This is a genomic window from Banduia mediterranea (genome assembly GCF_031846245.1).
Lineage (GTDB): Bacteria > Pseudomonadota > Gammaproteobacteria > Nevskiales > Nevskiaceae > Banduia > Banduia mediterranea.
The window spans coordinates 119,480-132,989 of record NZ_JAVRIC010000001.1 but is presented as its reverse complement, the minus strand read 5'-3'; the positions used below and the strand labels follow the sequence as shown (position 1 = coordinate 132,989).

The 13,510-nt window shown below is 64.6% G+C and carries 12 protein-coding genes; 1 reads left to right on the top strand and 11 read right to left on the bottom strand.

The genetic code is table 11. The features are described from left to right. Positions 1-278 precede the first annotated feature (278 nt). The 4 genes from RM530_RS00600 to RM530_RS00585 all read right to left on the bottom strand — a co-directional run bounded on the left by RM530_RS00600 (position 279) and on the right by RM530_RS00585 (position 6,724). The gene (locus tag RM530_RS00600; RefSeq protein ID WP_311363260.1) at positions 279-785 is read right to left on the bottom strand and encodes a type II toxin-antitoxin system YhaV family toxin; all 507 of its coding nucleotides are present in this window, start codon (positions 783-785) and stop codon (positions 279-281) included. After that, on the bottom strand, positions 782-1,111 hold the full coding sequence (locus RM530_RS00595) for a type II toxin-antitoxin system PrlF family antitoxin (protein WP_311363259.1): 330 nt from the start codon (positions 1,109-1,111) through the stop codon (positions 782-784). The genes RM530_RS00600 and RM530_RS00595 overlap by 4 nt, the downstream gene beginning before the upstream one ends. 286 nt (positions 1,112-1,397) lie before the next feature. After that, positions 1,398-4,997, bottom strand: coding sequence for a translocation/assembly module TamB domain-containing protein (locus RM530_RS00590; RefSeq protein WP_311363258.1), 3,600 nt, complete (start codon positions 4,995-4,997; stop codon positions 1,398-1,400). Next, positions 4,994-6,724 carry an autotransporter assembly complex protein TamA gene (locus RM530_RS00585; protein WP_311363257.1) on the bottom strand — a complete coding sequence of 577 codons (1,731 nt, stop codon included), beginning with the start codon at positions 6,722-6,724 and terminating at the stop codon, positions 4,994-4,996. The genes RM530_RS00590 and RM530_RS00585 overlap by 4 nt, the downstream gene beginning before the upstream one ends. A 128-nt stretch (positions 6,725-6,852) precedes the next feature. On the opposite strand from RM530_RS00585, the gene RM530_RS00580 reads away from it, so the two are divergent. After that, entirely contained in the window at positions 6,853-7,293 is a 441-nt protein-coding gene (locus RM530_RS00580) for a DUF3574 domain-containing protein (protein WP_311363256.1), read from the top strand. 21 nt (positions 7,294-7,314) lie between these two features. Here RM530_RS00580 and RM530_RS00575 read toward each other — a convergent pair whose 3' ends face one another. The 7 genes from RM530_RS00575 to RM530_RS00545 all read right to left on the bottom strand — a co-directional run bounded on the left by RM530_RS00575 (position 7,315) and on the right by RM530_RS00545 (position 13,355). Further along, positions 7,315-8,037, bottom strand: coding sequence for a queuosine precursor transporter (locus tag RM530_RS00575; protein ID WP_311363255.1), 723 nt, complete (start codon positions 8,035-8,037; stop codon positions 7,315-7,317). A 75-nt stretch (positions 8,038-8,112) separates the two neighbouring features. Further along, positions 8,113-9,441: a tetratricopeptide repeat protein gene (locus RM530_RS00570; RefSeq protein ID WP_311363254.1), complete on the bottom strand. Its 1,329-nt coding sequence runs from the start codon at positions 9,439-9,441 to the stop codon at positions 8,113-8,115. Positions 9,442-9,457: 16 nt separating this feature from the next. Continuing rightward, positions 9,458-10,072, bottom strand: a complete 615-nt coding sequence (locus tag RM530_RS00565) for an energy transducer TonB (RefSeq protein WP_311363253.1) — start codon at positions 10,070-10,072, stop codon at positions 9,458-9,460. A gap of 73 nt (positions 10,073-10,145) precedes the next feature. Then, a complete protein-coding gene (locus RM530_RS00560; protein WP_311363252.1) occupies positions 10,146-10,559 on the bottom strand; it encodes an ExbD/TolR family protein in 414 nt (137 codons plus the stop codon). A gap of 11 nt (positions 10,560-10,570) precedes the next feature. Then, positions 10,571-11,110, bottom strand: coding sequence for a MotA/TolQ/ExbB proton channel family protein (locus RM530_RS00555; protein ID WP_311363251.1), 540 nt, complete (start codon positions 11,108-11,110; stop codon positions 10,571-10,573). Between the two features lie 32 nt (positions 11,111-11,142). After that, complete coding sequence (locus RM530_RS00550) at positions 11,143-12,525, bottom strand: MotA/TolQ/ExbB proton channel family protein (RefSeq protein WP_432276066.1); 1,383 nt, start codon at positions 12,523-12,525, stop codon at positions 11,143-11,145. A 20-nt stretch (positions 12,526-12,545) separates the two neighbouring features. Further along, positions 12,546-13,355: a DUF3450 domain-containing protein gene (locus RM530_RS00545; RefSeq protein ID WP_311363249.1), complete on the bottom strand. Its 810-nt coding sequence runs from the start codon at positions 13,353-13,355 to the stop codon at positions 12,546-12,548. Positions 13,356-13,510: the final 155 nt, after the last annotated feature.

Sequence of the window (13,510 nt, the reverse complement as noted above, 5' to 3'; positions counted from 1 at the left end):
GCACTTCGGGTAGCACTACTCGACTACTCGACGGTAAGCCGGATCGCGCGAGGTGTGGATCGGCGGGCTGCGTCAAGGCGCAAGACCTGACCCCGACCTTCCTGACCCCGACCTTCTTTGACCCCGACCTTCTCTCACGCTGCTGGAGGACGTGATGCTGACGCGCCAGATCGCGGCCTTGATAAAGCCGGAGATCATCCAGAAGGCGCAGCAGAACGCGCGCAGCGCGTTCGATCAGATGGTCCGCGACGGGACGCTTTGACTGTCTATGGCGACGGCTACCTCGCGCCCGTGGACGTGAACTGCTGCAGACGCTTGAGCTCAGCTCGCGCTTCACTCAGCAACTGATTCCAGTCATCCGGTGGATGGCCGGCTTCGAGCATTTTGCGGAACACCCGGTAGGCGTCGTCGCCGCTCTCGTAGGCACGCTTGGTGTCTTCGTCGTTGACCCAGGCGAGCACGATCATCTTGCTCGGGGCGTGATACCGAAAGAACAGCCGATACTGCTGAAAGAACTTCGCCCGGAACCAGTGCTTGTGATCGTCGCCGAGCGTGCCGCCTTGCCGGTACTCCGGCTGCGTCGGGTCTTGCGGGATGACCTCAAACGCCAGCTTGGTGATGGCCGCCAAGCGCTTATTGGCGTTCTTCTTGACGTACCCGACCGGGTCCTTTTGCTTCAGTGCCTCGACCTTGTCCGCGAGCGCTTCAAGCTGCGCAAGAAACAGCGGATGGGCGAAGACGGTCCAGCCATGAATGACCAGCGGTGTCGGCTTGCCGCCGGTCATTCATCGTCCGCCGATAGCGGCGCATCGAGATCAACCTCGATGTCGCCGACGAGCGACTTGAGCCGCTGGACCAGTCCAGCGTCAACGGCCTGGAGACGCTCTGGACTGTTGGCGAGGTCGCGCGCGAGGTAGCTCAGAAACTGGCCGAGAACCGGATCGGCTGCTTCGCCGTCTTCAGCGCGGGTCAACACCACTTCACCGTTCGGACGGATGATGTAATGAATCTTGTCGCGCTTGCTCAGGCGCAAGACGCGCCGGACTGTTTCCGGCACCGTGGTCTGGTAGCGGTCGGTCAAGGTCGATTCGACTTCGAGGGTGGCTGACATGGCGCACTCCGCATCAAAAACAGGATGGATGCGGGCATGGTAATGCAATCACCTTGTCACGGCAATGCGTATGCATTGCCTGCCGCGCCGAGCCACTTCGCCGACGCTCTTGGGGCAATAGGGGATACATGCCCTCGTCGGCGGACACCGCCCGAGTTCTGCGTGACTACTGATTGTCCGCGAGATCAGGTTAACCGGACTCACCGCGCAAGGCGTTCGAGTCCCTTCATCCGCTTCAGGTTCAAAAACCTGACGCCTGGGCAATGCCTCACGCCTCCCGATCCCATCATTTCTCGATCGAATACAGCAGATCACCACCGCTGTAGACCCCAGATTCGGTTTCGACCGAGAAACCCTTGCCGAGGTCATAGCGCAGCTTGAAGGTGTGGCCGGGCTGGAACAGGCTGACGCCATAGCTGACGTAGAGCTTGGGTGACAGGTACTTGCCAATCGTGAGCTGCGCCTGATCTGCGGTCTGCCCTGGCTCCGAACCCACGCTGAGGTCATCCAGACCGATGCCGCCACCGATCTTTTCGGCGAACCATTGCCCACCCTTGAGGCCCAGCGACAGCGCCGCGTTGGCGAGCGCCGCGTCGTCACTGCCGCCGCTGGAGAGACCACGCCCCAGCACCAGCCACGACAATTGCTCCTGCTGGGTCATCGACGAGGGATCGGAGTAAAGGCTGAACTGCGGCTGGCCCAGCGTGCCGCGCACGATCACGCCCACGGTGATGTTGTCGCGCGGCTGGCGCGAGGCGCGCAATTGCAGCGCAGGGTCGACCACCGGTCCGCCGCTGTAGATCAGGCGGCCGGTCTCGATCGTGAGATCCTGGCCATAGGCTTGGTATTTGCCATCGACCATGCTGATCTGGCCGCGTGCGGAGGTGAGCTTTCCGGGCTGTTCGATGACGGTCAGGGAGCCACTGAAGCGCGATTCCAGCCCGTAGCCCTCGAAGCGGACCTTTTCACCCAGCTTGACGGTGACTTCGGCGCGAATCGGCAGCGCCGGTTCGGGCTCGCTGCCATCGCCTTCGAGAATGATCTGGTCGGACGAGGGCGAGCTCGCGCCGCCGCCCTTGAAGCGCTCCGGCGTGACCAGCGCCTGCGGCACGCCGACGCTGCCGCGGATATCGAGCCCCTTGGCGCCGAGCCGCACGTTCAGATCGGGATCGATCCAGACCTTGGCGACCGGCGTGTTCGCGGCCTGGAATCGGTCGCCGCCGATGTGGATATCCGCCACCAGTGGCTTCGCCGCGAAATCGATGTCGCCGCCGATTTCCAGGGTGCCCTTGCCCGATTCGGCCGAGACCGCCAGCTGAACCTGGCCGGTGCTGGTGCCGCGAACGTCGGCCTGCAGATTGCTCAGTACGATGCCCGGCGTTTCCAACCGGATGGAACCGTCATCGACCGCCAGCTTTCCATTCACGGCCGGCAGCCCCAGCGTGCCACCGAGATCGAAGGCGCCGTTCAAGACCCCCTTGGCTTCGCCGATTTCCGGCGAAGCCCGCTCCAGAACGCCCATGTCCGGGATGTTGATCGCCAGCCTCCCTTCGAGCGCGCGCTGCGCCAGCACTTCGCCGGGCTGCGCATGTGCCTGCAGGATGATCGAGCCTTCGCTGAGATTGATCCGGGTATCGACATCCAGCCCCTGCTCGTTCTCGTGCGCGATCAGCGTGCTGGGCTGCAACTGCAGCAGCGTGGCGCCGACACGTAGACGCAATTCGGTGGTCTTGAGATCGACATTGGCGCTGCGCAGCGTGCTGCCGGCAAGTGCCACATCGGCCTGCCCGCTGAGTTCGCCGCGGAAGGCGTAGTCCTCGGGCAGCAAGGGGCGCAGGTATTCCAGGGCGAAACGGCTGAGGTCGACGGACGCCTGCGTCGCGTCCGGGGTGTAGTTCGCGCTCAGGCAGGCTTCGCCGCCGTCTCCGCCAAGACAGGCACGTTCGATCCCGGCTTCGCGCGCCGACAGCGTCAACGGCGCCGGCGCCTGGAGCGTCCACGGCGGCGCCTTGCCGGGCGCCACACTCAGGGCCTGCAGGTTTCCGTCCCAGCGCTGCGCCTGCGGCTGGTAGCCGCCCGCCATCGCCATCGAGACCGTGCCTCTTTCGGTCAGCACGTCGAGCTGCAGGCGGTGATCGGCCAAGGGGCCGTCCAGCGTCAGGCCTAGACTGTCGATCGACTCGCCGACGTCGATGCCGCGGGCATCCAGCCGCACCGTCATCGGCTGTTGCGGATAGACCTCTGCGTCGATGCTGGCGCTGGCCAGGCGGTAGGCCTGATAGGCCACGTCGTCGAATTGACCGCGCAGTTGCAGCCCCGGGATCGGCAGCTCGCCCTGCAGGCTGGCCTGCAGGCTCGCGCGACCGCCCAGCCCCGGCCACAAGGCTTCGAGATTGGGGCTGTCGAGATCGGCCTTGAGGTCGAAGGGCGCCGTGGCGCGGCCGCTGGCCGTCAATGTGGTGCGGCCGCTGTGCAGCTCCACCTGCTGCAGATTGAGCGCATCACCGCTGTAGCGCCCCTGAGCCTGCAGCGACAGCGGCCTGTCGCGCAGCACCGAGTCGTCGATCGCCACCGTGAAGCGGGCGTCCGGCTGCTGTTGCGGCATCGCCAGGCTGAAGTCCACATCGCCGTTGATGCTGCCGGCCCAGCCGGCGAGGATCGCTGAAGGGTCCAGCTTGCGGGCGCGCAGGCTCAGCTGGGCGCTGACTTCGGGATTCCAGGCGACATCACCTTTGGCGGTCAGGGAGCCCTGCAGGGCTTCAAGGACAAAACGCTGCAAATGCAGGCCTTGCAGATTGCCCTGTCCCTCACCGGCAATCTTGCCCGGCAGCTCACGCGCCACCAGCTCTCCGTTCAGTTCGAAACGGTAGTCCTCGGGCACGCCGGTCACGTCCAGGCGTCCGCGCCTGCTGCGCCAGATCGACTGCGACGGGTTCTTGAAATCGGCCAGATCGGTCCAGGCCAGGTGCGCATCGATGTTGTCGGGCGACCAGTCGCCCTGGGCGGTGATGCGTGCCTGCGGCCCGATCCCGGCGTCGGCGTCGAAACTCAGCGCGGTCCAGGTGCCCTGGACGCTGAGCCGGCCATCCGGGCTGGTGATGCTGGGGTCGCCTTGCGGTGGCCAGTGCAGATCGTCCCATTTCAGGTTCAGATCATTGTCGGCCTGCGCGCTCAGACCCACGCGGCCGGCGAGCGAAAGCCTGCCCGGCCCGGTCACGTCCAGCGCATCGATCAGCACGCCGTCCGCCAATGCCGTGGCCTGCGCGCTCAGTCCGATTTCGCCGTATTCCTCGTGCACCAGTTGTAGCGTATCGATGCGAATGTCGTCGCGATTCCAGTGGCCGGACAAGTCACCGTGCTCCAGCGCGAACAGCTCCGTGTCCTCGGCGCTGCGAATGGCCAGATCGTCGATCGAGACCTTGCCGACGAAAACACCGAGCGGCAGACGCAGCTCGGGTGGCTGACCGGGCTCGGGCTCCGGTTCTTCGGGTTTCGGCGGCGCCAGCTTGACGCGCACACCCGAGGTTTCCAGTGTGCGGACCACCACATTGAGTCTGAGAATCTGCGACAGGTCCATCGCCAGATCGACCTCGTCGACCTCGACCTCCAGCCCCCCGGACCGATAGCGGACGCCGCTCAGATGCATCGGCGTGAGCAGGCGGCCCTCGACCTGCTCGACCGTCAGTGCGCCACCGGTGAACTGCCGCGCCACGGCCAGGGCGTTGCGCAAGCCGGCCTCGGTGCTCAGCAGCCACAGCGTCAAGCCCAGACTCAGCGCCAGCATCGCGCTGAATCCGAACGCGATGATGTACCAGCTGCGCGCGGCCCAGCGGCGCAGTCGCTGCGCGCGGCTCATCGGGGCATTGGGGGCTGTGGTTTTCTTCACAGGCCCACCCGAATACCGAAATGGATGCGGATGCCGCTGGAATCCCCATCGAGTGGATGGGCCAGATCGAGCCGGATGATGCCGATCGGCGAACGGTAGCGAAAACCCAGGCCGACGCCGCTGTACAGCGTGGGCAGCGCATTGTTGTCGGCGCCGCCGATGTCATAGAACGCGGCGAGCCCGATGTTGCCCCAGATCAGCCGCTCCACCTCGGCGCTGGCAGTGGCCAGATAACGGCCGCCGACGACATCGCCATCCTCATTGCGCGGACCGATCGACTGATAGCCGTAGCCGCGCACGCTCTGGTCGCCGCCGGCGAAGAAGCGCTGCGAGGACGGCAGCACACCGAAGTCGTCGACCCAGGTTGCGCCGTATTCCACGCGCGCCAGAAACCGGGTGTGCTCGCCGAGTGGAAACACGCCACGAGTCAGGGTGCTGGCCTGGACGAAACTGGTGTCCGAAATCACGCTTTCGTGTGCGCCATGCGTGTCCACGAAAAAGTACCATCCGCGTGTCGGATAGATCTCGTCATTGAGTTCGCTGCGATTCAGCGCCACGCCGGGCATCAGCAGGTTGGTGCTTTCGAGGCTCTCGCCGGAATCGAATTCCTCATGCTCGAAATTCAGGTACAGGCGCCGCTGCCAATCGCCCGGAATGCGCGACAAGCTGGCGCCGACGCTGTACTTGGTGCTGTTGCCGGTTTCGAACTGTTCCTCGGTGTAGGCCGCCGGAAAGCTCAGCTTCTCACCGGCCTTGATGCCCAGCGGGAGGCTGTACTCGGTGCCGATCACGTTCTTGATCTCGGACAGCTGGAGATCGCTTTCGAGCTTGTGGCCGCGATCGTTGAGCCAGCGACGGTCGATGCCGGCGGACAGCCGCGCGCCGGTATCGGTGCCGTAACCGATGCCGTAGTCATAGCGGGTACGCGGGCGCGGTTCCGCATGAATCAGCACCGGCACACGGTCGTCGGTGGCCTGCTGGCGCAGCGGCTGCACGTCCACCGTCGCGTAGTAATCGAGATCGCTGAGCGCGAACTGCGTGTCGAGCAGCACCTGCGGATCGAACCATTCTCCGGGCACGATCGGCACGTAGCGGCGCACCACCTCGTCACGCAGGATATCCTGTTCGATACGCACTTCACCAAAGCGGAATCGACGCCCGGTCTTGAGCGTCAGCAGGATTTCGGCCTGCTGTGTCACCGGATTGATGCGAATCTCGCGGCGCGTCAATTCGGCATCGATATAACCACGCCCATACGCTGCCTGCGCAAACTGCTGCTTGAAGGTTTCGTAAGGCGCATGAACCAGCGGATCGCCCGGCTTGAGCGGAAAGCGCTTGATCAGGGCCTGAAGCAATTCATCGTCCTGTCCCTCGCCCTCGACCTTCACGCCGACGGTGCTCACCGTGGTGCGGCCACCCGGCGATACCCGGAACGTGGCCACGGCATCAGGGAAATCGCCGTCCAGGCTGGATTCGATCCGGGGCGTGTAGTAGCCGTATGGCTGCAAGGCCTTGGCGATCTCCTCGTCCCCCTGGCGGTACAAGCGCCGCAAGGTGCCCGGATGATCCATGCCGCTCTCCACCGCCGACTGCAATGCCAGCGCGGCACGCGCGTTGTCCGCCAAGTCCCCGCTCAGGCCCTCGATCTGCACACGCGTGGCGGCGCTGCCGATGCCGGGGCTCAGCATGCACGACAGCGCGAGCAGACACGGCACGAGTTGTCTCATCGGGCAAGCGTCATACGTCGGGACCGGGGTTCAGCGCCCGGCCCTGGTGGCGGGGGGTCTGCAAGACTATCATTCGTGCGCTCCACGCTGTCCCGTGTTCAACAAGGCCTGACCGGCGCCAAGCCCCCATGATTCGACCCGCTGCGCTCCACCTGCTATGGCTGCTCTGCGCAACCGCCCTGAGCGCATGCGCGTTCCCGAGCCGCGCGCTGCCGGAACCCGGCTTTGCCTGCGACAGCGCTGAACAGCGATGGACGCGCGAGGTGCTCTACTTCGGGCGCCTGCGTCCCGGTGGCCGGTCGATCAGCGACGAGGAATGGCAGGCTTTCCTCGATGAAGTGGTCACCCCCAAGTTTCCCGAAGGACTCACCGTCACCGACGCCTACGGGCAGTGGCGCAACCGCGACGGTGTGGTTTCCGACGAACCATCTTCGGTGCTGACTTTGCTGCATCCGGACACGCCGGAGCTCAATCGGCGCGTGGAAGTGATCACCCATGCCTACCGGCAACAGTTCCAGCAGGAAGCCGTGTTGCGCGACCGCAGCCCGAGTTGCGTACGCTTCGACTGAAAGATAGGGCTCGCGCCGGTCTCAGTAGTTGCGCTGTTCGCCTTCGTCGCGCAGCGAGAACGGCGAAAAATGGGTGTGCGCGTCGTAGACATCGACACCTTCGCTGCGCTTGAGCCAGCCGACCACGAGATAGGTCACCGGCGTCAGCACGGCTTCGAGCGAAACCTTGAACACGAAATTGAACGCCACCACGGCCGCCAGTTGGTCGCTGCTCCAGACGCCGTAGAACGCCACCGGATAGAAGATCAGCGAATCGGCGGCCTGCCCGACCACGGTGGAACCGATGGTGCGTGCCCACAGCTTGCGACCCTGGGTCCAGACCTTCATCTTTGCCATCACGAAGGAGTTGACGAAGTCACCAACCCAGTAGGCGATCATCGAGGCCGCGATGATGCGCGGGGTGGAACCGAAGATCACCTCCAGCGCCGGTTGCAGCACCTCGTTGTAGGGCTCGTTGGCGGCCGGCGTCATGCGCACCACGATCTGGCTCATGATCGTGGCAAAGACCATCGCGCCGAAACCGGCCCAGATGGCGCGGCGCGCGCGCGAATAGCCGTACACCTCGGTGAGCACGTCGCCGAAAATGTAGCTGATCGGAAAGAACAGGTTGCCGGCAGCGAAGCTGAACACGCCGAGCAAAGGCAGGTCGATCGCGCAGACCTTGGCCGGTCCGATCAGGTTGGAGCACAGCAGGACGGCCACCATGCCAGCGACCATGAAATCGTAGTAGCGAAAGCTGTGCATAGGGTTCCCCGTTCCGGTGAGCCGCCGGCCGGGGAACGTTAATGCATGGATCGTTCCGGGTGAAGCGGCGCCCGCCTACTCCCGCATCTCGATGACGCCCTCACCTTCCTGCTGTTCCTGGATGGTCTGTTCGGTGCGCTTCTGCAGTTCGAATTTGGCCTGTTCCAGGGCCTTGATGCGCTGGATTTCGGCCATGGTGTAGTCCTCCCACTGGGAGGCCGCGGCGTAGTTGCTCTTGTCCTGCTTGGCCCGCCGGAAGGCTTGCAGGGCGTCTTCATACTGCTTGTCGTTGAAGTTGGCCATGCCCAGCAGCATCAGATTCGAGGCGCTGTTCTTGAGCCCGCCCTTCTGGTCGGCGGCGCGTGCGGCCTGGGCCGCTTCGGCGTATTCGCCGGCATCGAAGTACACGCCGGCCAGGCGGGCGTACAGCAGGCCCTTGTCGGACATCTTCGCGGCCTGCTGCAGCGCCGGTACCGCCTTCTTGTATTCACTCGCCGCGGCCCAGGCATTGGCCAGGGTTTCGACGTTCTTGGCGGATTTTTCGATCTGCCCGGCGTTCATGCCGGCTTCGATGATCTTGCCGGCCTTGTACGGCACGTCCTGGCCCAGGTACATGTAGGCCAGATTCAGCACTTCGGCTTCCTTGTCCAGGGCGCCGTGTTCGTAGACGGCGTCGTACGCGGCCAGACGCTTCTTTTCCTCGCCGAGTTCGCTGTACATGCCGGCCAGCTGTTTGAGATAGCTGAGCTTGGGATAGCGCCGGATCAGTTCTTCGTAGACGCGGGCGGTCTTGGCGTAGTCGTTCTTGGCGTAGTACAGGGCGGCGGTCAGGCGCAGCCAGGATTCGGGAATCGGCTTGCCGGCGGCGGCTTCGAGCTTGCTGGCGGTGGAGACGTTGCTCAGGGCCTTGTCGTAGGCTTCGGTCTGGTAGTAGGCCTGCGCCAGCATGATGTGCGCGGTCGGCGTGGGCGTGTCGACCTGCTTGAGCCAGTCTTCCATGAAGCGGATACAGGCCTGGTAGTCCTCGATCTGAAAGTACATCTGGGCGATCGAGTATTTGGCGGTGAGTTTCAGGCCTTCGGTGGCGTCTTCCAGACCCAGGACCTGCTTGTAGGCGTCGATGGCCTTGGGGTAGTTCTCCTGGTTGGCGTAGATGAAGGCGTAGAAGTTGTACATCTGCGATTGGGCGTAGCCGTTGAGCTTGCCGCTGGCTTTTAATCCGTCGAGCACTTTGAGGGCTTCGCTGTGCTGGCCGGCTTCGGTGAGCTCCTGGGCTTCCATGAGCTGGTCGAAGGTGCGGGCGTCGATGGCGCCGGCGACGTTGTCGCCCTTGGCGGCCGATGCCGGGCCGCCCAGCAGCAGGCCAGCGGCGAGCAGTGCCGGCAGGAATCGGTTGATGGTCATGGCGTTCCTCCGGGGGCTATTCGGCGAGTTTGAAGGAAATCTTGGTGCGCACGCCGGGCACTTCGACCGGCTCGCCGTCGATCACGCGGGGCTTGTACTTGTAGCGTTCGGCGGAACGGATCGCGGAGCGCTCGAACAGGCTGGATGAGGATTCGATCACGACCGGGTCGCGCACGGTGCCTTGCCGGGTCACGGTGTATTCGAGAATCACATAGCCTTCCAGGCCGCGGCTCATGGCGGCGCTGGGGTAGCTCGGGGCGACCTTGACGATCGGCAGGTATTCGCCGTCGGTCACCGACAGGCCGGCGCCGATGCTCAGGTCGAGATTGGCATTGACGCTGGCCGGGGCACTGAGCTGGCCGACGGCGGCGTCGCCGTCGATGCTGTCGAAGTCCTGCTGCGGCACGTCCGGCGGCGGGGTGTCGTCCATCTCGGGCTTGTCGGGCTTTTCGATCTGCCGCTGGGTGCGGATCTCGGCACTGGGCATGACGATGTCAGGCAGCTTCATGCGCTTGTTGTCGTCGAGGTCCTTGTCGGCAAACTCGATCAGGCTGACCATCAGCAGAATCAGCGCGGCGGTGACCAGCGCCGCTGGGGGCAGGACCAGCAGGGTCCGACTTGCAGCTGTCATTTTGTTTCTCCTACGGGCCGACGCGATATTTCACGCGCCGGCCGCCATCCCGGATCACGCACCCAAGGCATGATCAGCGGTCGTCGGTGGCGAGCGCGATCTGGCTGCCGGGCACGACTTCGCGGGCCTGATCGAGCACTTGGGTGAAGGTCTTCATCGAGGCGAGTTCGTCGGCCTGGATGACGACGCCGCCGTTGGGATTCTCGGCGTGCAGGCGTTCGATGTTGGCGCGTACCGACAATACGTCGATGCGGCGGCCGTCCATCCACACGCTGTTGTCGGCGTTGATGGCGACGAGCACGGCGACGTTGTCCTTCTGCTCGGCGGTGCTGGCTTCGGGCCGGTTGACCTCGACGCCGGTCTCCTTGATGAAGGTGGCGGTGACGATGAAGAAGATCAGCATGATGAAGACGACGTCGAGCATCGGCGTCAGGTCGACGGCGGCATCTTCTTCGGCGTCGTCGGGGGTGACGTAGCTACGTGCCATATGTGATGACCTCAGGCGGTGTGGTGGTGCGGTGGCAGTTGTTCGGCGACGTTCAGGCGTCGCTTCTGCACCACTTGCGATAGGTAGATGTTGCCGAAGACGCCGGACAGGGCGGCGACCATGCCAGCCATCGTGGGGATGGTGGCGCGCGAGACGCCGCCAGCCATCGATTGGGCGTCGCCGCCGCCGGTGATCGACAGCACGGTAAACACGTCGATCATGCCGGTGACGGTGCCGAGCAGACCAAACAGGGGACACAGCGCGATCATGACCTTGATCAGGCGCAGGTTCTGTTCAATGCGTACGCGCATCTCGGAGATCAGCTTGCCGCGGATCGCTTCGGCGTACCAGGAGCTTTGGTCGGCCCGCGATTCCCAGCGCTCGTGGGCTTCGGCCAGTTCATTGCGAAACGGGGCGGTGAGGTACCAGAAGCGTTCGAGGATCAGCGCCCACATCAAGAAGGTGACGGCGGCGATCACGATCAGGACGGGGCCGCCTGATTCGAAAAAGTGCGCGATCGCCGCTTCGGCGTCGAGTAACAGTAGAAACATCGTCGGTTCTCCAGTCCTCCTGCTGCGCCGGGCTAGCGCCCGGCGCGTTCGGCGACGATGCCGGCGGTCTGTTCTTCGAGGACGTGCAGTATCGCGCGCGAGCGGCCGTACAGCCAGCTGTGCAGCAGCAGCATCGGGATGGCGACGACCAGGCCCAGCACGGTGGTGACCAGGGCGCTGGAAATGCCGCCGGCCATGGCCTTGGGATCACCGGCGCCGTAGATGGTGATGGCCTGGAAGACGATGATCATGCCGGTGACGGTGCCGAGCAGGCCCATCAGCGGGGCGACCATGGCGATGATCTTGATCAGGGACAGCCCGCGCTGAATCTCGGGACGCTCCTTGATGATGGCTTCGCCGAGCTTCAGCTCGAGGGTTTCGACGTCGTCGTTGGCATGCGCTTCACCGGCGAGGATGACGCGGCCCAGGGGGTTGTCGTCGCTGGCGGTGCCGGCCTTGCGCTGGCGATTGACCTTGGCGGACAGGGCGGACAGGGCGAGCAGCCGCCAGATGGCGACGAGCAGGCCGAAAATGCCGACGGCGGTGATGATGTAGCCGACGATCTGGCCTTGCTGCCAGCGCTCGGTGAGCGTGGGGGTGTCGATCAGGGCTTTGAGATAACCGCCGCCGGCGGCGCCGGTGGGGTCGATGCCGACCGGGGTGAAGCCGGCATCGGCCGCCTGCAGGTCTTCGGCACCGCCGGCGACGCCGGCCGGCTGACGCGACAGGACGGAGACGCTGCCGGTAGCGTCGTCGTAGGCGAGGTAGTCGCCGTTGGAGACGAGCTGGTACAGGCCGATGCGCACGACTTCGCGGCCGGCGTCGGTGCCGACCTGGGTCGGGTATTTGACGGTCTGGCCGGAGGCGGTGAGCTCGCGGTGCATTTCAAACCAGAGCTGCTCGATCTCGGCGACGGTCGGCAGGTCGGTGTCGTCGTTCATCTTCTCGATGAGGTCTTCGAGAAAGGCCTGGCGGTCGGGGTATTGGGTGGTGGTGATGGAGTTGGCGAAGCGGCTGCGCAGGTCGCCGGCGGCGCCGGTGAGGTGGCCAAACAGTTCCTTGAGGGCGCCGAGGCGTTCGTTGCGCTGGGCACGCGCTTCTTCGACCTTGATCTCGTTGGCGTTGAAGGTCTTTTCCAGGCTGGCGCTGCGCGCTTCGAGCTGGTTGATCGTCTGCTCGGCTTCGCGGATCAGTCGGTCTTGCTGGGCGGCGTCGGCGCGAAACGCGGCTTCGCGCTTCTGGTTATCGGCGGCGTCGCGCGAGCGGCCCTGGCGCACTTCATTGAGCAGCTTCTGCATCGACAGTTCGTCGCTGCTCTGGGCGGCGGCGGGTTGGCTGATTCCACTCCCGATCAGGGCGCTGCCGAGCAGCAGGCTGGGCAGCAGGCGGCGGGCGGCGATCCGGGCGGTCTTCATGGCGGACGTGTGGGAAAGAATCATTGGGCGGCCTCCGGGGAGGCGATCGGGAGGGTGATGAGCTCGATGGAGGCTTGCTTCTTGGCCATGCGGATACCCTGGCGCACGCTGTTGCGGTAGCTGGACGGGAGGGTTTCCCAGGCTTCGCTCTGGCGGTTCCAGACGGCGGTGGTGCCGGCGTCGGGGGTCTGGGCGACCAGGGTCACGCGGCCGAAGCGCAGGATGTCGGCTTCCTGGTCTTCGCCGTCGATCTTGATGATGTCGTGGTAGGCGTCGATCTTGCGGCCGTAGTCCATTTCGATCTGGTAGGCCTCGATCACCTGGCGGAATTTCTCGGCGACACTGACGTCGGCGCGGGCGAGGCTCTTCTGCACGTAGCCGATGCGGTCGCGTCGCTCGGTTTCGTGGAACGGCAGGTCGATGTCGATGAAGTCGGACAGGGCGCCTTCCATGCGCATGATCAGCGGCAGCATCTGGCGCTCGATCTGCGCGACCTGCTCGACCGAGCCCTGGAATTGCTCGATCAGCGCGGTCTGGCCCTGCACCTGCGTGGACAGCTGCTCGTTGTACTGCTCCAGACCTTCGATCTGCTTGAGCAGCGCACGGTACTTGATCAGCTTGCCTTGCTTGGCGTCCACCACCTGGTCGATCTTGGCCTGCGAGGCGCGGCCTTCGGCTGCCTTGGCTTCGCCTGTTTCGAGGACTTGGTCGATGGTCTGGGCCATTGCCAGGGGAGACAGTGTGAACAGAACCGTGGCCAACCACGGAGCGGCACGAAGTCCGTGCTTGCTGGAATGGCGCTGTCCGCCGCCGATCGTTGTAAACCTCATACCCGTCTTTCCTCCGACTGAATCACTTGATTAGGGGTGTTGAAATCGACGGCCGTCGATCCACGCGCGCGACCAGGCACGCGCTGCTGCGAAAATCTTGCCTTCTTAACGGGAGAGCGCAACGCCAGGCGACACCTGAGCGCTGTGAACGAGGC

What these genes read in the sequence shown, in the direction of transcription:
- RM530_RS00545 (WP_311363249.1), bottom strand. Translation starts at nt 13,355, where the DNA reads ATGAGGTTTACAACGATCGGCGGCGGACAGCGCCATTCCAGCAAGCAC.
- RM530_RS00585 (WP_311363257.1), bottom strand. Translation starts at nt 6,724, where the DNA reads ATGAGACAACTCGTGCCGTGTCTGCTCGCGCTGTCGTGCATGCTGAGC.
- RM530_RS00565 (WP_311363253.1), bottom strand. Translation starts at nt 10,072, where the DNA reads ATGACAGCTGCAAGTCGGACCCTGCTGGTCCTGCCCCCAGCGGCGCTG.
- RM530_RS00595 (WP_311363259.1), bottom strand. Translation starts at nt 1,111, where the DNA reads ATGTCAGCCACCCTCGAAGTCGAATCGACCTTGACCGACCGCTACCAG.
- RM530_RS00550 (WP_432276066.1), bottom strand. Translation starts at nt 12,525, where the DNA reads ATGAAGACCGCCCGGATCGCCGCCCGCCGCCTGCTGCCCAGCCTGCTG.
- RM530_RS00560 (WP_311363252.1), bottom strand. Translation starts at nt 10,559, where the DNA reads ATGGCACGTAGCTACGTCACCCCCGACGACGCCGAAGAAGATGCCGCC.
- RM530_RS00600 (WP_311363260.1), bottom strand. Translation starts at nt 785, where the DNA reads ATGACCGGCGGCAAGCCGACACCGCTGGTCATTCATGGCTGGACCGTC.
- RM530_RS00580 (WP_311363256.1), top strand. Translation starts at nt 6,853, where the DNA reads ATGATTCGACCCGCTGCGCTCCACCTGCTATGGCTGCTCTGCGCAACC.
- RM530_RS00570 (WP_311363254.1), bottom strand. Translation starts at nt 9,441, where the DNA reads ATGACCATCAACCGATTCCTGCCGGCACTGCTCGCCGCTGGCCTGCTG.
- RM530_RS00575 (WP_311363255.1), bottom strand. Translation starts at nt 8,037, where the DNA reads ATGCACAGCTTTCGCTACTACGATTTCATGGTCGCTGGCATGGTGGCC.
- RM530_RS00555 (WP_311363251.1), bottom strand. Translation starts at nt 11,110, where the DNA reads ATGTTTCTACTGTTACTCGACGCCGAAGCGGCGATCGCGCACTTTTTC.